The organism is Halomonas sp. TP35 (assembly GCF_052375975.1).
Lineage (GTDB): Bacteria > Pseudomonadota > Gammaproteobacteria > Pseudomonadales > Halomonadaceae > Vreelandella > Vreelandella citrativorans.
Genome location: NZ_JBQSUZ010000019.1, coordinates 19,533 through 35,438 on the forward strand (window position 1 = coordinate 19,533; position 15,906 = coordinate 35,438).

The window sequence follows — 15,906 nt, forward strand, 5'->3', positions numbered from 1 at the left end:
GGATACGCATGGAACCGGTAATGGCGCTAGCGATTGGGATTATGTACGCCACCGCTATTTTTATGATGCTGCGACGCTCCATTGTAAAGCTGGTTATTGGGCTACTGCTGCTTTCCAACGCTGCTAACTTATTGATCTTTACTACTGCCGGGATGACGCGGGGCGCGCCACCGCTGATTCCAGAAGGTATGGTTCAGCCTATGGGCGATGTCGCTGACCCGTTGCCCCAAGCCGTTGTACTGACGGCTATCGTTATCGCATTTGGTGTACTGGCCTTTGCTGTTGTATTGATTCGTCGTGCCTATGAAGTGGTGAAGGCTGATGACATGGATAAGATGAAGGATACTGATACGTGAGGCCTGAAGTTGCTCTTCCCGTCCTTTTACCCTTACTTTCAGGGGCTATTTCACTACTGTTTTGGCGTTCAAGGCCAATGCAGCGCTTTATCGCCGTTGCTGGAAATATAGCATTTCTGATAGTTAGTCTCTGGTTGTTTACGACAACCCTTTCCGAAGGCTATGTCACCATGCAAATGGGCAGCTGGCCTGCACCGTTTGGGATTACGCTCATCGCCGATATGTTAAGTGCGGTGATGGTGCTGATGACCGGTATCATCGGCCTCGCCATGGGGATTTATTCGCTAGCGACGACTGGCCGTGGCCATGAGAAATTTGGCTATTATCCGTTAATGCACTTGTTGCTAGCTGGGGTGGCAGGAGCCTTTTTAACCGGTGATATCTTCAACCTTTATGTTTGGTTTGAGGTCATGCTGGTGGCCTCTTTTGCGCTACTGATTTTGGGCGGCGAGCGGGCCCAGATGGAAGGGGCAATAAAGTACGTAACGCTTAACCTGCTGGCGTCGGTGATCTTTCTGACAGCGGTGGGGCTGCTGTACGGCACGGTCGGTACGCTTAACATGGCCGATATCGCACTGCGCATGAATGCTGTTGAGCATAACGGGATGGTCGAGGTGCTCGCGGTGATGTTTATGGTGGCCTTTGGGATCAAGGCGGCAGCCTTCCCGCTCTTTTTCTGGCTGCCTGCGTCTTACCATACGCCGCCGGTTGCCGTTTCAGCGCTGTTCGCAGGCCTTCTCACCAAGGTAGGCGTGTACTCACTGTTCCGTGTGTTTACCTTGATCTTTGACCAGACGATGGGCTACCTACAGGAAATAATGTTGTGGGGAGCGGTGCTTACCATGGTGACCGGGGTGCTGGGTGCGGCCGCTCAATATGAGTTTCGGCGTATTTTGTCGTTTCATATTGTCAGCCAGATCGGCTATATGATTCTGGGTTTGGCGCTGTATACACCATTAGCGATTGCTGGCGGCGTGTTTGCCATCATGCACAATATTATTGTCAAGACGAACCTGTTTTTGATTAGCGGTATCACTCACCGCTTACAGGGCACGTACCAGCTAAAAAAGATGGGTGGGCTTTATAAAGAACGCCCTTGGCTTGCGGTTGCGTTTTTTATCTCAGCATTTTCCCTCGCTGGGGTTCCTCCGTTATCCGGGTTCTTCGCCAAGTTCGTGATTGTGCGGGCTGGTATTGAAGCCGAGGCGTATGTGGTTACTGCCATTGCCTTGGGAGTAGGGTTATTAACGCTCTACTCCATGGTGAAGATATGGAACGAAGTCTTCTGGAAATCCTTGCCAGAAGATAACCAGGTGCCTGAATCGAATACACCCTCTGGGGATGATGGGCGGCTTATTAAACCCAGCCTGTGGATGATGTATTTGCCCGTGGTGGTGCTGGCTCTGTTTTCAGTGCTCATCGGGATTTTAGCGGAACCCATCATGCATGTGATGACCACCATTGGTGATCAATTGCTGGCCCCCAGAGGCTATATTGATGCGGTGTTGGGCGTATCCGCGAGTGCTGAGGATGCGCTACTTATACCAAGTGAGTTGCAGGTAGAAATAATAAGCGGGGGGGACGCGCCATGACCGGTGCTATTTGGAACCTGCTGTTAGGATTAGCATGGGTACTGCTGAGCGGCGACTTCACAGGCTTGAACCTGCTGGTAGGCATGATTTTCGGCTATATCGCGCTGGTGCTGATTGAGCCGCAAGTAAGCGCATTAAAAGGCTATCCGGCCAGAATTCCGCGCATTATTGGCTTTCTGGGTTTTTTTCTAAAGGAGCTTGTTCAAGCCAACCTGCGTGTTGCGTTTGATATAGTGACGCCGCCTTGGCACATGCAGCCAGGCGTCATTGCCATGCCGCTTTCCGCACGTACTGAAATGGAAATTACCCTGGTGGCTAATCTGATCTCTTTAACACCGGGAACGCTGAGCCTGGACGTCTCTGATGATCGCAAGGTGCTTTATATCCATGCCATGTTCCTGGATGACGAAGAAGAGCTAAGGCGCAACTTAAAAGAAATGGAGCATCGAGCCCTGGAGTTATTTCGCTAATGGATACGGTTCTCTTAATCAGCCAGATCATTATGGGGCTGGCGCTAATCTTGACGTTTGTGCGTGTGGTGCGCGGGCCAAGCCTGCCTGACCGAGTGGTGGCGCTTGAACTGTTCTCTACCACGGTGGTCGGGTTGGTAGGCGTTTACGCCATTCAATCCGGGGTAGCCAGCTTTCTGGATGCTGCTATCGTTATTGCGCTAATGGGCTTTCTGGCCGCGATTGGCTTTGCACGCTTTTTGGAACGGGGAGGGCCACGCGATGATTGAAGCGATTAAAGGTGCACTATTGCTGACAGGCTCTTTATTTATGCTCTTGGCGGCTGTTGGCTTGTTACGTTTGCCGGATCTACTAACGCGTATGCATGCCACTACCAAAGCGGCGGCATTAGGCGTTATTTTGATCATGTTGGCATCGGCGATGCACTTTTCTGAGGTAGGTGTGGTCGCTCGTTCCTTTGCGATCATTGTGTTTATCCTGATGACAGCCCCCGTTGCGGCGCATGTGATAGGACGGGCGGGTTACTTTGTGGGCTCTCGACTTTGGAGTGGTACGGTCAAGGATGAGCTTCGCCCCAACTACGACCCGTTAACCCATGAATTAAAAAGCGGTATGGAAACGGATGAAAACGCTAAGCGTCAGCCACGAGCGACGGACCCTGATTGATTTATTTCACTAATTTACCGGTTAACAAATAATTAATCGTTAAGAAACCACCTGCACGGTGGTTTTTTTATATCACAATGTATCAGCAGGAAATGTCAGCGCCGTGACTTTACCTGGTAAAAGGTTGATAGGCCTGGGTTTGCACCAAAACTGCTAAGCACACGTTGTTTTCGTACAAATCCTGGTATCTGCCTGTTTTCCAGGCCATCATCAGGCATGCCAAGGACAGCCTAGGAATAGACACCATGTTGCTCAAGCTTAATTTGCCATTACGTCGCGCTTTTTGTCATGCATCACTTGTAGTTACCGCCGGGGTGCTAACGGTAATGTTTAGCGGAAGCCTCTACGCTAACCCGCAGTTGATGACAGAAGTGGATGCCCGTGGTGCCGAAGAACTACGCTATGCCAACTTTGAGCAGTGGCGAAACGAGTTCCGCCGTTATGCAGCTGCCCAAGGGATCAGTGAGTCAACGCTAGCCACCGCGCTGGATAATGTGCGCTACCGTGAACGGGTGATTGAACTGGACCGCTACCAGCCGGAGTTCGTGCGGCCTATTTGGGAGTATCTCGATTCCGCCGCCTCCGATACGCGCGTCAATGCAGGCCGTGAGAAGCTTGACGCCCATCGCCAGACGGCATTAGAAATGCAGCAACGCTACGGCGTACCCTCAGAAATCATCGTGGCGATTTGGGGCATCGAGAGCAATTACGGAAGCAATTTTGGTGATTTCTCAACCCTTGAGGCGCTCGCCACCCTGGCATACGATGGGCGTCGCCGGGATTTCGCACGCGGTGAACTGCTTGCGGCGTTACGTATTATTGACCAGGGCGATATCGCCGCCGAGCAAATGAAAGGCTCCTGGGCGGGTGCTATGGGGCATACCCAGTTTATCCCCAGTAGCTTTGAAGCTTATGCCGTGGATGGTGATAACAATGGCCGCCGTGATATCTGGGGCAGTATCCCCGATGTGATGGCCTCCACCGCCAACTATCTGGCGCGGGCAGGCTGGCAAACAGGCGAACCTTGGGGGGTTGAGTTAGCGCTTCCTGCATCGTTTGATTATTCACAGACCGAGCGCCGCAGTAGCGCCGAGTGGGCGAGTCAAGGTGTACGCGCCCTGCAGGGTGAGCTGCCCAATTTCGAGAGCGCGGCCATCGTCATTCCGGCCGGGGCTGAAGGGCCTGCCTTTTTGATAGGCGCTAATTTTCGAGCGATTTTGCGCTATAACAACGCCACCAGCTACGCCCTGGCCGTGGCGACGCTGGCTGATAAAATTGCCGGACGTGAGGGAATACGCCAGGCATGGCCACGAGGGCAGACACCTTTAACCCGCGACGATGTCAAAGAACTCCAGCGGCGCTTGAATGAAGCAGGCTATTCGGTAGGCGGGGCTGACGGTGTGATGGGACCCAATACACGCCAAGGCGTGCGTGACTTTCAACGCAGCCAAGGACTAACGCCGGATGGCTTCGCTACTCAGGCGCTGCTTGAAAGGCTGCGCTAGGTGCGTAGTTAATGATTAATCACTTATTTCACCAAGGATGATGCTATGGGATTTGTGGGAAAAACGCTGTTAAGTAGTGTACTGGTAAGTGCATTAGCCGCCAGCGCAGTGGCAAGCGCTGATGATAAAGTGTTTGGTTGGGTTGAAAATGCCACCATAGAGCCCTGGGGCATTATGGTGAAGGCCAAGCTTGATAGTGGTGCCCTGACGTCATCTCTGGATGCGCGTGATATCGAAGTGTTTGAGAAAGAGGGCGAGGAGTGGGTGCGCTTTCGCTTAAAGCTAAAAGACCAGCAGAACGACGAAGTGTTTAGCGACCGTCTTGAACGGCCGCTCTATCGTGAGTTGGCAGTGCGCGGTGCGGGCGGACGTGATGAGCGCCCCGTTGTATTAATGAATGTGTGCATGGGCGATACGGTTTACGAAGAGCAATTTAGCCTGCGTGATCGCGAAGAAATGCATTATCCGCTGTTGCTTGGCCGGCGAACCATCAGCCATTTAGGCTTGCTGGACGTGCGCGAAACATTCCAGCAGGAGCCATCCTGCAGTGAAGATGCTGAGGTGGTGCCTCACGACCCAGAAGACCAGCAATCCTAGGTATTGAGTTTTAGAACAGCCGTGACAGCAACGCTGTGACGGCTGTTTCAACGCGTAAAATGCGCGGCCCAAGATGCATCCCTTCACAGCCAGCTTCCAGCAGTTTCTCAACTTCCCATGGAATAAACCCACCTTCTGGGCCGACCAACAGCAGCGTATTGTCGCTGATGCCACGTGGGCAGGCCATCGGCATGCCCGGATGAGCCACAAGGCCACGGCGACCGCGAAGTAAAGCAGGCAGTTGCTCTTCAAGAAAGGGCCGGAAGCCTTTGGTCAGTGTCACGCTCGGTAGTTGGGTATCACGGGCTTGCTCCAGACCCAGCACCAGGTGCTGATGAATTTTCTCGGGAAGAAGCTCTGGTGATTGCCAATAGCTTTTCTCTACGCGCTTGGTATGCAGTAGCGTAATTTCCTTCACCCCTAACGCTGTCACATGCTCAAGCGTTCGCGCCAGCATGCGTGGCCGAGGTAGCGCGAGTACTAAATGCACGGGAAGAGCGGGGGGAGGCACGTCTGCTAACGGGTCAAGGGCAAATACGGCAAGCTCAGTGGTTAATTCGACCAGCTGTGCTTTTCCCATTAAGCCACCCTGAACACCCACCGTTAACCGGTCACCGAGGGCGGCGCGATGGATATCGCGTAAATGCGCTAATCTGCGTGCGTCTGTTATACGAGCATGACCCTGGTGGTCGAGGTCGCTGGGGTGAAGCAAGATCAAATTCATAATCGGCATCTATTGGTCGAAGGGTGGGCACGCTGTTGCGCAATATTCTACTCACATGGCTTGCATGGGCGCGTGGTGCAGGCACAATAATAGCATTGGGGAACAACCCCTATCGCGTTTAAGGAGATGCGCTGTGCGCGTAATTCGTAAGTATGCCAATCGCCGGTTGTACGACACTCAGCAAAGCCGTTATGTCACGCTTGAAGATCTGCGCCATCTTATTATTGAAGAAGCGCCGTTTCGGGTTGAGGATGCCAAAAGCGGGGAAGACCTGACGCGTACCATTCTGCTCTCCATCATTATTGAGCAAGAACAATCGGATAACGAAGCCGAAGTATTCTCTAACGACCTGCTGGCGCAGCTCATCCGGGTTTACGATATGTCGTCACCTTTACCGCTGGCGCGTTATCTGGAGCAAGGCACGCAGCTTATGCTGGAGCAGCAAAAGCGTTTACAAAGCCAATGGCAGCAGGCCATGCGCCATACGCCGATGGAGTTTATGCGTGAGCTGGCCGAAGAAAATATGCGCTTTTGGCAAAACACCTTGAACCAGCCGCCCTCCACCAGCGACAAGGATGAGGATAAATCCTCCTAACGCCACGAGTGGTCACCTTGTGGCATAATGCGGCGCATAATCGCTCTCCCGTTCGAGAAGGAAGAACATGAAGGTTTTGATGATAGGTGGCGGCGGCCGCGAACATGCGTTGGCGTGGAAATTAGCGCAATCTGATAATGTTGAGCAGGTATTCGTAGCGCCCGGCAATGCCGGTACGGCTACCGAAGACAAGCTGACCAATATCGATATTGCGGCCACCGACTTGGCCGGGTTAGAAGCATTTGCGCTCAAAGAGCGTATTGGCTTGACCGTCGTCGGTCCAGAAGCGCCTCTGGTCGAAGGCGTCGTTGACCGCTTTCAAGCGGCTGGCCTGACCATCTTTGGCCCCACCCAAGCCGCGGCCCAGCTTGAAGGCTCCAAATCATTTACCAAGGACTTCCTGGCGCGCCACGCTATTCCAACGGCGGCTTATCAGACGTTTACCGCGGTAACGCCTGCGTTGGCATATTTACACAAGGTCGGTGCGCCTATCGTCATCAAGGCAGATGGCTTGGCGGCAGGTAAGGGCGTGATCGTTGCCATGAGCGAAGAGGAGGCTGAAGCCGCCATTCGCGATATGCTCGAAGCCAATGCCTTTGGCGATGCCGGTGCTCGCGTTGTCATTGAAGAGTTTCTTGAAGGCGAAGAAGCGAGCTTTATCGTCATGGTCGATGGCGAAAACATCGTTCCCATGGCCACAAGCCAAGACCACAAGCGCGCCTACGATGGCGACACAGGCCCCAATACCGGCGGCATGGGCGCTTACTCACCTGCACCGGTCGTGACGCCAGACGTTGATGCCCGCATCATGGAGCAGGTCATCGTGCCCACGGTTAAAGGGATGGCCGCTGAAGGCAATGCCTATACCGGATTTTTGTATGCCGGGTTGATGATCGATCAGACCGGGCAACCCAAAGTGATTGAATATAACTGCCGCTTTGGTGATCCCGAAACTCAGCCCATCATGATGCGCCTGACGTCTGATCTTGCTGAGCTTTGCCTTGCCGGTGCCCAAGGGCAGTTGGCTGGCAAAACGTGCCATTGGGATTCACGTGCCGCGGTGGGGGTGGTCATGGCGGCGGGCGGTTATCCAGCCAGCTACCGTAAAGGCGATGTCATTGATGGTTTGGCAAAAGCCGAGCAGCACAGCAAGGTGTTTCATGCGGGCACCGCGCTGAACGCGAACAACGAGGTAACGACCTCCGGCGGTCGTGTACTGTGTGTGACGGCACTGGGCGAGAGTGTATTTAGCGCACAGCAGCAGGCTTACAAAGGCGTCAATGAGATTCGCTGGGAGGGCGCTGAATATCGCCGTGATATCGCTTACCGTGCTATTGCGCGAGAAAAAGCGTAATAAGCGCGTTGATACCGTAGCGCAAGGGGCGGGCCACTTATCACCACCGAAAGGAAACAGGTATGGAACGTGTAACGCTGGATTTTCCCGCCAACGCGGTTATTCATCGTCACCCCTTAACGGTGCGGGTAACCGATATGAACTACGGTCGGCATTTGGGGCATGACACAGTGGTTTCGCTGCTACATGAAGCCCGCGTTCACGCTTTTTCCGCCCTGGCGCTATCGGAATGGGACATGCACGGCTATCCAAGCGTGGTGGCCGACTTGGCCGTGCAGTATCAACGTGAAGCGCGTTGGCCTGATGCGTTGATCATTGAAACGGCTGTGCCTGAGCCGCAGGGCAAGGCATTAACCGTTTACCAGCGTATTTTGCAGCGCGACGGCGAACATATCGTGGCGACCGCCCGCGTTAACCAGTTACTCATCGACGTCAATACTGGGCGGCCGGTGGCGATACCTGAGCCCATCAAGCAGGCCTTGGCCCAAGCGAGGAGTGCTTAATGTCGCGGGAATATCCCATTATCGCCGTGACGGGCTCTTCGGGTGCGGGCACAACGACCGTCAGACGAAGCTTTGAGCGCATGTTTCTACGCGAAGATGTACATGCGGCCATGGTGGATGGTGACGCTTTTCACCGCTATACACGTGATGATCTTCACCGCATGTTTCGTGAAGAGCCCGAGCGTAAGCATGAGCTTTCGCATTTTGCAGTAGAAGCCAACCTGCTTGACCGCCTTGAAGGGGTATTTGTCGAGTATGGCGAACACGGTACGGGCACGTTTCGGCACTATATCCACGCGGAAGACAAGCAGAAAATCGAAGCAGGGTGCCGCGTAGGCACCTTTACGGAGTGGCAGTCGCTCCCATGTGGTACCGACCTGTTGTTCTATGAAGGCTTACATGGTGGGTTGGTAACCCAGGAGTACGACATTGCTCGCCATGTGGATCTGTTGGTAGGCGTTGCGCCGACCATGAATCTTGAATGGATTCAGAAAATTGACCGTGATACCAAGCTGCGTGGCTACTCCCAGGAAGCGGTGATCGATACGATTCTGGGCCGCATGAACGATTACGTGCGCTATATTCAGCCGCAATTCTCCCGCACCCATATCAACTTTCAACGGGTGCCTACCGTCGATACGTCCAACCCCTTTGAAGTGCAGGATATCCCCACGGATGCCGAATCGTTTGTGGTGATACGATTTCGTGATCCATCAACCGTTGATTTTCCCTGGCTTCTTGCAATGATCAAGGATGCCTTTATGACGCGGCCACATACGCTGGTCGTGCCTGGCGCGCGCATGTCATTAGCCATGGAGCTGATTTTGGCACCCCTGGTGCGCCATTTATTATCCCAGCGCCGCTTTCGTTAACCGCGTTTGCAAATGCCGGGCGACAAGCTGCAATGATAACAAGGAGTGGGTATGGAGTGTTTATTCTGTAAAATCATCAATCGTGAAATCCCGGCTGATATCGTTTATGAAGACGAGCACGTTCTCGCCTTTAACGACATTAGCCCTATGGCGCCCACTCATCAGCTAATTATTCCCAAAAAGCACATCGCCACCTTAAACGACATTGAAGCAGATGATCTTGAACTGGTCGGCCGTTTGCAGTTCACTGCTGCCAGGCTTGCCAAGCAGCAGGGCTTTGCCGAAGACGGTTATCGTGTCGTGATGAATTGCAACGAAAAGGGCGGTCAGACGGTCTACCATATACATATGCATTTATTAGGTGGTCGTCAGTTTACGTGGCCTGCGGGCTAACAGACGGCCTTCGAAATATCTTCAAGCTACCTTTAAAACAGTTTTTAAGACAGTTTGCTGTTAAGCGGAGTAAGCCATGAAGCGCCAGCTTAGTCGGTCTGATTGCTTAATTCATCAGTTTGATACAGCGTTACGGTCGCTGATGCCTCGCGCCGCTACATCACAGCGTAACCATCCCGCCAGTAAGCTTGAGGATAGGGCATTTGATGGCCACCAACGACGTCATGCCGCAGGCCTGATGCGTGTTAATCATGTGATTGGTGTATCGAATCAGGCGCTGTATCAGGGCCAGAGTATTACCGCAGCGCTCCCCCATGCGCGTGTGCAAATGGAGAAATCCGCTGCGGAGGCATTTGATCACTTGGCCTGGTGTGAAGAGCGGCTGGCGCAACTGAATAGTCGCACCAGCTACTTTACGCTCTTTTTTTATGCCGCTGCATTTGGGGTTGGGGCTGTCTCTGGGATCACCAGTGAGCGTCTAAGCCTGGGCATGATTGCCGCTACCTGTGAGCTTTCGGGCAAACACTTTGAAGAGTAACAGGCCAGACTGATGGCAGATGATCAGCGCTCGCTCGCGCTGCTTCGCCAAATGGCTGCCGATGAAGCGCACCAGGCGCATTTAGCGATAGAGTCGGGTGGCCTGCGTTTCCCCGCGCCGATTAAATGGGGGTTACGGTTTGTCGCTCAAAGTGCCACTAAAGGTGCCTACTATTTCTGATGTGCTATTTCTGACGTGCTATTGCTGAATACCGGCATCGCGGATGAAAAGCGTCAGCAAGGAAAGCAAATTCTCCTTAATCTCTTGACGAATGGCGAGTTATCGCCAACGCTTAATCAGGTCAATGCTAATCGTACGTAAGGTAGCGTACGTTTTCTAAAGCAGAAAAGCGTCACCAGGGAAAAGGAGAAAGACGATGCTAGGCAATGCGATGCTATTCTTGATTATTGCGATTATCGCCGGTGTGCTTGGGTTTTCGGGAATCGCGGGGGTTGCATCAACCATCGCGCAAATTCTATTCGTTCTGTTTCTCATCCTGTTTGTGGTATCGCTATTTACAGGGCGACGCCGTTAGCATAAGGGCTGCTCATAGAGACCTTTCATAAAGACTTGTCATAAAGACTTTGGATAGAACCAGCTAAACAAAAAGCCCCGTTTGGGGCTTTTTGCATACGGGTCAGCCGTACTGTTACCGGGTATGGAACGCTAAAAATCAGGCATCAATACGCTTGTACTTCATGCGCTTGGGCGTATCGTTACCTACCCGCTTTTTATGATCTTCTTCATAGTCGGTATAGTTACCGTCGAAGAAGACGACTTCAGAATCACCTTCAAACGCCAGAATGTGCGTGGCAATACGGTCCAGGAACCAGCGATCATGAGAAATCACCATGGCGCAGCCTGGGAAGGCAAGAAGGGCTTCTTCAAGCGCACGCAGTGTCTCAATATCAAGGTCGTTAGAAGGTTCATCCAGCAGGAGTACGTTGGCGCCCTGTTTGAGCGTTTGGGCAAGCTGCAAGCGTCCACGCTCACCGCCGGACAGCTCATCTAGGCGCTTCTGCTGGTCATTGCCTTTAAAGTTAAAGCGACCAACGTAGGCACGTGAAGACACTTCGTAGCCGTTGATGTTGAGAATGTCCTGCTCGCCAGACACCGCCTGCCAAACCGTCTGCTTGTCATCAAGTGCATCACGTAGCTGCTCAACATAAGCGATCTCAACCGTGTCCCCGATGACCGCTTCACCCGTGTCTGGTTGCTCTTTACCGGTGATGAGTTTAAACAGGGTCGATTTACCCGCACCGTTTCCGCCGACGATGCCGACAATCGCACCTTGGGGAATAGTGAAGGAAAGGTCTTCATACAGCAGCGTGTCTTCAAAGCGCTTGGAGACATTATGAAACTCGATGACCTTATCACCCAGGCGCGGGCCAGGCGGAATATAGATCTCGTTGGTTTCATTGCGTTTCTGGAAGTCGCCGGACTGCATTTCTTCAAAGCGGTTAAGGCGCGCTTTGCTTTTGGCCTGACGACCTTTAGCGTTACTACGCACCCACTCAAGCTCTTGCTTGATGGCTTTTTGCCGCGATGCTTCCTGCTTGGCTTCCTGGGTCAGGCGGTGCTCTTTTTGCTCTAGCCACTGAGAGTAGTTGCCTTCAAACGGGATGCCTTGGCCACGGTCGAGCTCCAGAATCCAGCCCGCTACGTTGTCCAGGAAGTAACGGTCGTGGGTAATCGCCACAACGGTGCCGTTATAGTCATGCAGGAAGCGCTCCAGCCAGGCAACCGATTCGGCGTCCAGGTGGTTGGTTGGCTCATCCAGAAGCAGCATGTCCGGGCTTGAAAGCAGTAGGCGACAAAGCGCGACACGGCGCCGTTCACCACCTGAAAGGTTGCCTACTTTGGCATCCCACGGTGGCAAGCGAAGCGCTTCGGCAGCGACTTCAAGCTTACGCTCAAGGTTGTGGGCATCGGCGGCTTCAATGATGTTTTCAAGGCGTGCTTGCTCGCTTGCCAGTGCATCGAAGTCGGCATCAGGCTCGGCGTAGGCCGCATAAACAGCGTCCAGCTTCTCCTGCGCTTCCTTGATAGCGCCTAGTGCTTCTTCAACGGTGTCGCGGACATTCTTCTCATCATCAAGCTGCGGCTCTTGGGGGAGATAACCCACATTGATACCCGGCATCGGACGAGCTTCACCCTCAAACTCTTTATCGACACCCGCCATAATGCGCAGCAGTGTGGATTTACCGGAACCGTTTAAACCCAAAACGCCGATTTTAGCGCCCGGGAAAAACGATAGCGAAATATCCTTGAGAATTTGTTTTTTGGGTGGCACAACTTTGCCAACCCGGTTCATGGTGAATACGTATTGCGCCATGGAAATCCGTTAGGTTGATGAATGAGACAGCAAAGTGCTGAGTAGCCTCAGATGATAGTGCTCTGTGCTTGGAAAGGCCAGAAGATGCCTCCGGGCAACATCCAATGGCTATAAAAAGAAAGCGTGGGTTTTGTGATGCGTTGGATGGTGACGAAGAGGGCAACTGGCTCGCTGCCCACTTAAAGGAGCTATTTACGCATCCCAATCATCTTCAATGGCACGCTGTAAACGACGCTCTTCAAGCCATGCTTCTACCTGTCGGCGGGCGCGTAACGAGTCGGCTTTGCTTGGTTTATGCTTGCCGTATTGATCATCGTTTACGGCATCAAGATTATCGAATTCGTCAGCTTCAAGGTTTTCTGCTGAGTAGTTCTCACGATTTAAGGGGTCACGGCTCATGGTATGCCCTCCAACCCAAGCCGGCAGGCCGGCGTCACGATGGCTTCTTTTGAAAGAAGCGCCAAACGCTGTAGCAGCGCCTAGCCGCTATATAACGCTACATGGGCTTAAGGTCAAGAGCTAGCTGTTAATTAATGAGTCCTGTGCTTGATGAGCGGTGTTATCACTGCTTTGTCATTCAGCCAAAGCCAGTTGTGCCTCCACGCGCTCAGTAACATCTTTTTGTACGCCGATGAAATACACCAGGTGGCCTGTTTCATCAAAAACGGGCGTTGTGGAGAGCGTTGCGTTGCAATCATGTTTGTTATTCCACTTCTGGCAGTTTCAGCGCACTAAGCACCGCCCCAGCCGCCGTAAGCGCCAAAAGCAACAGCAACGCCGCACTACCTAGCCATTGGGCCAGCCCGCCAATAACGCCGCCGACAACGAGCATGAGCAGGCCGGTTAAGGTATTGGAAAGAGCAACATACAGAGCCCGGTCATCCTGACTCGCCATATCTACAATATAGGTTTTGCGTCCCAAGCGGACACCGTGGTGGACGATCACCAGCAACGCATACACCAAGGCATATGGCCAAACACTCTGAGCCCAGGTGCCGGGTAGCCAGGCCAAGCCAGCGCCCAGTAAACAGCAAGTAACGGTGCCAATAGCCGCATTACGCATTACACGGCGACTGGATTGGTCGGCTAATTTACCCCAGATAGGGCTTCCCACCATTGCTGCAAGACCCGATACCACAACAAGCAGGCCTAGCCCGCCTAAATTAGTACCGCTTTGCTGCTGGCCGAGTAGCGCAATGTAGGGTAGCGCCAGTGCGCTGGAGAGCAGCAATGCTCTGGCAACATTGAAATGTAGAAACGTACGATCCTTTTTTAAGAGCGATAAGCCAAGCTTAATGCTGTCCCAAGCGCTCTCTCCGCCTTCCACTGCTCCTGGCACTTCTTTAATACGTGCAACACAGAGCGCGTTTAGTAGCCAACTGAAGGCGGCAACACTTAAAAGTACAGCCAGAGCTAGGTTGCCTGGTTGATTACCCAGCAACATAAGCACGCCACCCGCCGCCAGGGTTGCGCCGCCCGCTATGCTACCGCTCCACCCCATCAAGGAGCCACGGCGGCGTTTGGCAATGGTTTTACCCATGACATCTTTGCTAGCAATCGACGAAAGCCCACGTGCTAATGAAAGCAGTATCAGTACGCCTAACACCGCAGCGCCGCCCATACTGCCACTGCCCGTTAGCGCTAATGCGGCCAGCGCAAGCGCAGCAATTGCCTGAAGGGCCGCGCCTAACACCCAGACGCCTTTACGTTTAGGTTTTAGACGAATAAAGCCCGCCACGAATATCTGAGGTAACAGGGCACCAGACTCACGAATAGGCACCAATAGCCCCACCATCCAGATGGGCGCGCCGATAATCCCCATTAGCCAGGGAAGCACCAAGCGTGCGCTGGATAGCTCGTCTGCAAGCTTATTCCCCAGGGAGGCCCATAGGTGCAGAAAAAAATTACGTGGTTGTTCGGCGCAGGCCTGCTCCGGAATATCAGCACAGAGTCGACTGTCCTCATCGCCCGTCAGCCACTCAAAAACACGCGCTTGAGAAATGTTGGGTCCAGCCATTACAGCTCCTTGGCGGTTATACTCCTGGAATGACAAAATGCAGCGACAGAATGCCACCATTATATGGGTAAGGAGACCGAAAGTGTCACGGATCCAGATTCGCTATTGCACGCAATGCCAATGGCTTTTACGCAGTGCTTGGTACGCTCAGGAGCTACTCTCCACTTTCGGGGAGGATTTAGATGAGGTGGCCCTTGCACCTGCGCATGGCGGTACCTTTGAAATTTGGTGTGATGACACATTAATTTGGGAGCGCAAGCGTGATAGCGGCTTCCCGGACAGCAAAGTGCTGAAACAGCGCGTTCGCGACCAGATCGAACCGCACCGTGACCTGGGGCATATCGACCGATGAACCAGGATCGTCAGGCTATTCTTTATGGGCTAGGTGCTGTGGCGCTGTGGTCAACGGTGGCGACTGCTTTTAAAGTCGGCCTGGGTTTGATGGGGCCGGTTGAATTAATGTGGCTTGCTGCGTTGGTTTCCTGGCTTTTAATGGGCGCTCTGGTGCTTAAACAAGGCGCTATGAGGCAGGCGTTAACCAGCGGATGGAAAACCGCCTTATGGGCGGGGATCATGAATCCCGTAGCTTACTACCTGGTGCTGTTTGCTGCTTATGATCGCCTGCCTGGCCAGGAAGCGATGGCGCTTAATTATACGTGGGCGCTAGCGATGGCATTTCTAGCGGTTCCCATACTTGGGCAGCGGTTAACCCGGGTGGATATTTTGGCAGGTGTGGTGGCCTATGCGGGCGTATGGGTAATTGCTACGCGGGGCGCGGTACTCAATGTGTCGTTTGCGGACCCTATTGGCGTGCTGTTCGCGCTTTCATCGACCTTGTTATGGGCGCTTTACTGGTTACTTAATGCACGTGACCGTCGCAAGCCTATCGTCGGGCAGTGGCAGAACTTCACCGTTGGACTACCGGTGTTAACCGTTTTATTGCTTATGGGGCCTGGGCTTCAATGGCATGGCTGGAAAGGTGTTGGTGCGGGGGTCTATGTTGGGCTGTTCGAAATGGGAATCGCGTTTGTCCTGTGGCAAATGGCCGTTCATAAGGTTTCGCGCGCAGCGAAAGTTTCGACCCTGATTTTTCTTTCGCCTCCGGTTTCTTTGATGCTGCTTTATTTAGTGGTTGATGAGCCTCTGCTTTTCTCTACGTTTATTGGATTGGGACTGATTTTATTTGGGTTGGCACTTCAGCAGCTGCAGGTGAAGCCTGTCGCCGTCGAGCAATAAGCCCCATTTTTTATCGCCCGCTGCGAATGGGTTGGGTGCAGGAAAATCATGATGCGCCATCGAGCCGCTCTGTGTGTCGGAGCCTCTGGGTCCAGCGTAGCTTTTCCTTGATCACCTGGGCATCGATTCTGATCGGCCACCAGCGCTTGGAGC

The 15,906-nt window shown here is 53.3% G+C and carries 21 protein-coding genes; 17 read left to right on the top strand and 4 right to left on the bottom strand.

Translation table 11 applies throughout. The features are described 5' to 3' along the window. Positions 1-8: 8 nt before the first annotated feature. The 7 genes from ACT3RU_RS16130 to rloA3 all read left to right on the top strand — a co-directional run bounded on the left by ACT3RU_RS16130 (position 9) and on the right by rloA3 (position 5,186). Positions 9-356, top strand: a complete 348-nt coding sequence (locus ACT3RU_RS16130; protein ID WP_087107783.1) for a Na+/H+ antiporter subunit C — start codon at positions 9-11, stop codon at positions 354-356. Beyond that, complete coding sequence (locus tag ACT3RU_RS16135) at positions 353-1,948, top strand: Na+/H+ antiporter subunit D (protein WP_483392892.1); 1,596 nt, start codon at positions 353-355, stop codon at positions 1,946-1,948. The genes ACT3RU_RS16130 and ACT3RU_RS16135 overlap by 4 nt, the downstream gene beginning before the upstream one ends. Next, on the top strand, positions 1,945-2,418 hold the full coding sequence (locus tag ACT3RU_RS16140; protein ID WP_087107779.1) for a Na+/H+ antiporter subunit E: 474 nt from the start codon (positions 1,945-1,947) through the stop codon (positions 2,416-2,418). The genes ACT3RU_RS16135 and ACT3RU_RS16140 overlap by 4 nt, the downstream gene beginning before the upstream one ends. Next, positions 2,418-2,687 carry an MrpF/PhaF family protein gene (locus ACT3RU_RS16145; protein WP_087107777.1) on the top strand — a complete coding sequence of 90 codons (270 nt, stop codon included), beginning with the start codon at positions 2,418-2,420 and terminating at the stop codon, positions 2,685-2,687. Before ACT3RU_RS16140 ends, ACT3RU_RS16145 begins: the two co-directional genes overlap by 1 nt. Next, the gene (gene mnhG / locus ACT3RU_RS16150) at positions 2,680-3,084 is read left to right on the top strand and encodes a monovalent cation/H(+) antiporter subunit G (protein ID WP_087107775.1); all 405 of its coding nucleotides are present in this window, start codon (positions 2,680-2,682) and stop codon (positions 3,082-3,084) included. Before ACT3RU_RS16145 ends, mnhG begins: the two co-directional genes overlap by 8 nt. Positions 3,085-3,329: 245 nt before the next feature. Further along, on the top strand, positions 3,330-4,589 hold the full coding sequence (locus ACT3RU_RS16155; RefSeq protein WP_483392893.1) for a lytic murein transglycosylase: 1,260 nt from the start codon (positions 3,330-3,332) through the stop codon (positions 4,587-4,589). Positions 4,590-4,634: 45 nt separating this feature from the next. Next, positions 4,635-5,186 (top strand): retropepsin-like aspartic peptidase RloA3, encoded by a 552-nt coding sequence (gene rloA3 / locus ACT3RU_RS16160; RefSeq protein WP_087107771.1) that lies wholly within the window; start codon positions 4,635-4,637, stop codon positions 5,184-5,186. A 10-nt stretch (positions 5,187-5,196) separates the two neighbouring features. Here the strand turns inward: rloA3 and ACT3RU_RS16165 are convergent, their stop codons facing one another. Further along, positions 5,197-5,910 (bottom strand): 16S rRNA (uracil(1498)-N(3))-methyltransferase, encoded by a 714-nt coding sequence (locus tag ACT3RU_RS16165; protein WP_483392894.1) that lies wholly within the window; start codon positions 5,908-5,910, stop codon positions 5,197-5,199. Between the two features lie 133 nt (positions 5,911-6,043). Here ACT3RU_RS16165 and phaR point away from each other — a divergent pair, with 133 nt between their 5' ends. The 8 genes from phaR (at position 6,044) to ACT3RU_RS16205 (ending at position 10,700) form a co-directional block, all read left to right on the top strand. Then, complete coding sequence (phaR, locus tag ACT3RU_RS16170; protein WP_087107767.1) at positions 6,044-6,505, top strand: polyhydroxyalkanoate synthesis repressor PhaR; 462 nt, start codon at positions 6,044-6,046, stop codon at positions 6,503-6,505. 67 nt (positions 6,506-6,572) lie between these two features. Continuing rightward, positions 6,573-7,859, top strand: a complete 1,287-nt coding sequence (purD, locus tag ACT3RU_RS16175) for a phosphoribosylamine--glycine ligase (protein WP_483392895.1) — start codon at positions 6,573-6,575, stop codon at positions 7,857-7,859. A gap of 62 nt (positions 7,860-7,921) precedes the next feature. Then, positions 7,922-8,362: an acyl-CoA thioesterase gene (locus ACT3RU_RS16180; RefSeq protein WP_193055003.1), complete on the top strand. Its 441-nt coding sequence runs from the start codon at positions 7,922-7,924 to the stop codon at positions 8,360-8,362. Then, positions 8,362-9,234 (top strand): phosphoribulokinase, encoded by an 873-nt coding sequence (locus ACT3RU_RS16185; RefSeq protein ID WP_087107760.1) that lies wholly within the window; start codon positions 8,362-8,364, stop codon positions 9,232-9,234. The genes ACT3RU_RS16180 and ACT3RU_RS16185 overlap by 1 nt, the downstream gene beginning before the upstream one ends. Before the next feature lie 51 nt (positions 9,235-9,285). Continuing rightward, complete coding sequence (locus tag ACT3RU_RS16190) at positions 9,286-9,627, top strand: histidine triad nucleotide-binding protein (protein WP_087107757.1); 342 nt, start codon at positions 9,286-9,288, stop codon at positions 9,625-9,627. Positions 9,628-9,703: 76 nt separating this feature from the next. Next, entirely contained in the window at positions 9,704-10,165 is a 462-nt protein-coding gene (locus ACT3RU_RS16195) for a demethoxyubiquinone hydroxylase family protein (RefSeq protein WP_483392896.1), read from the top strand. A 12-nt stretch (positions 10,166-10,177) separates the two neighbouring features. Next, positions 10,178-10,345, top strand: a complete 168-nt coding sequence (locus ACT3RU_RS16200; RefSeq protein WP_483392897.1) for a hypothetical protein — start codon at positions 10,178-10,180, stop codon at positions 10,343-10,345. A 196-nt stretch (positions 10,346-10,541) separates the two neighbouring features. Continuing rightward, positions 10,542-10,700 carry a DUF1328 domain-containing protein gene (locus ACT3RU_RS16205; protein ID WP_018918588.1) on the top strand — a complete coding sequence of 53 codons (159 nt, stop codon included), beginning with the start codon at positions 10,542-10,544 and terminating at the stop codon, positions 10,698-10,700. 138 nt (positions 10,701-10,838) lie between these two features. Here the strand turns inward: ACT3RU_RS16205 and ettA are convergent, their stop codons facing one another. From ettA to ACT3RU_RS16220, 3 genes are all read right to left on the bottom strand, one after another. After that, on the bottom strand, positions 10,839-12,500 hold the full coding sequence (gene ettA, locus ACT3RU_RS16210; protein WP_483392898.1) for an energy-dependent translational throttle protein EttA: 1,662 nt from the start codon (positions 12,498-12,500) through the stop codon (positions 10,839-10,841). Between the two features lie 192 nt (positions 12,501-12,692). After that, positions 12,693-12,899: a PA3496 family putative envelope integrity protein gene (locus tag ACT3RU_RS16215; protein WP_087107752.1), complete on the bottom strand. Its 207-nt coding sequence runs from the start codon at positions 12,897-12,899 to the stop codon at positions 12,693-12,695. Between the two features lie 304 nt (positions 12,900-13,203). Further along, complete coding sequence (locus ACT3RU_RS16220; RefSeq protein ID WP_483392899.1) at positions 13,204-14,517, bottom strand: MFS transporter; 1,314 nt, start codon at positions 14,515-14,517, stop codon at positions 13,204-13,206. An 82-nt stretch (positions 14,518-14,599) separates the two neighbouring features. Here ACT3RU_RS16220 and ACT3RU_RS16225 point away from each other — a divergent pair, with 82 nt between their 5' ends. Both ACT3RU_RS16225 and ACT3RU_RS16230 read left to right on the top strand, forming a co-directional pair. Then, positions 14,600-14,869, top strand: coding sequence for an Rdx family protein (locus tag ACT3RU_RS16225; RefSeq protein WP_287077975.1), 270 nt, complete (start codon positions 14,600-14,602; stop codon positions 14,867-14,869). Further along, positions 14,866-15,753 carry a DMT family transporter gene (locus ACT3RU_RS16230; protein ID WP_483392900.1) on the top strand — a complete coding sequence of 296 codons (888 nt, stop codon included), beginning with the start codon at positions 14,866-14,868 and terminating at the stop codon, positions 15,751-15,753. The genes ACT3RU_RS16225 and ACT3RU_RS16230 overlap by 4 nt, the downstream gene beginning before the upstream one ends. Positions 15,754-15,906: the final 153 nt, after the last annotated feature.

Excerpts from the sequence above, each read along its gene's own strand:
- ACT3RU_RS16130 (WP_087107783.1), top strand. The coding sequence starts at position 9 with ATGGAACCGGTAATGGCGCTAGCGATTGGGATTATGTACGCCACCGCT.
- ACT3RU_RS16140 (WP_087107779.1), top strand. The coding sequence starts at position 1,945 with ATGACCGGTGCTATTTGGAACCTGCTGTTAGGATTAGCATGGGTACTG.
- ACT3RU_RS16145 (WP_087107777.1), top strand. The coding sequence starts at position 2,418 with ATGGATACGGTTCTCTTAATCAGCCAGATCATTATGGGGCTGGCGCTA.
- mnhG (WP_087107775.1), top strand. The coding sequence starts at position 2,680 with ATGATTGAAGCGATTAAAGGTGCACTATTGCTGACAGGCTCTTTATTT.
- ACT3RU_RS16155 (WP_483392893.1), top strand. The coding sequence starts at position 3,330 with ATGTTGCTCAAGCTTAATTTGCCATTACGTCGCGCTTTTTGTCATGCA.
- rloA3 (WP_087107771.1), top strand. The coding sequence starts at position 4,635 with ATGGGATTTGTGGGAAAAACGCTGTTAAGTAGTGTACTGGTAAGTGCA.
- ACT3RU_RS16165 (WP_483392894.1), bottom strand. The coding sequence starts at position 5,910 with ATGAATTTGATCTTGCTTCACCCCAGCGACCTCGACCACCAGGGTCAT.
- purD (WP_483392895.1), top strand. The coding sequence starts at position 6,573 with ATGAAGGTTTTGATGATAGGTGGCGGCGGCCGCGAACATGCGTTGGCG.
- ACT3RU_RS16180 (WP_193055003.1), top strand. The coding sequence starts at position 7,922 with ATGGAACGTGTAACGCTGGATTTTCCCGCCAACGCGGTTATTCATCGT.
- ACT3RU_RS16185 (WP_087107760.1), top strand. The coding sequence starts at position 8,362 with ATGTCGCGGGAATATCCCATTATCGCCGTGACGGGCTCTTCGGGTGCG.
- ACT3RU_RS16190 (WP_087107757.1), top strand. The coding sequence starts at position 9,286 with ATGGAGTGTTTATTCTGTAAAATCATCAATCGTGAAATCCCGGCTGAT.
- ACT3RU_RS16195 (WP_483392896.1), top strand. The coding sequence starts at position 9,704 with ATGAAGCGCCAGCTTAGTCGGTCTGATTGCTTAATTCATCAGTTTGAT.
- ACT3RU_RS16200 (WP_483392897.1), top strand. The coding sequence starts at position 10,178 with ATGGCAGATGATCAGCGCTCGCTCGCGCTGCTTCGCCAAATGGCTGCC.
- ACT3RU_RS16205 (WP_018918588.1), top strand. The coding sequence starts at position 10,542 with ATGCTAGGCAATGCGATGCTATTCTTGATTATTGCGATTATCGCCGGT.
- ettA (WP_483392898.1), bottom strand. The coding sequence starts at position 12,500 with ATGGCGCAATACGTATTCACCATGAACCGGGTTGGCAAAGTTGTGCCA.
- ACT3RU_RS16215 (WP_087107752.1), bottom strand. The coding sequence starts at position 12,899 with ATGAGCCGTGACCCCTTAAATCGTGAGAACTACTCAGCAGAAAACCTT.
- ACT3RU_RS16220 (WP_483392899.1), bottom strand. The coding sequence starts at position 14,517 with ATGGCTGGACCCAACATTTCTCAAGCGCGTGTTTTTGAGTGGCTGACG.
- ACT3RU_RS16230 (WP_483392900.1), top strand. The coding sequence starts at position 14,866 with ATGAACCAGGATCGTCAGGCTATTCTTTATGGGCTAGGTGCTGTGGCG.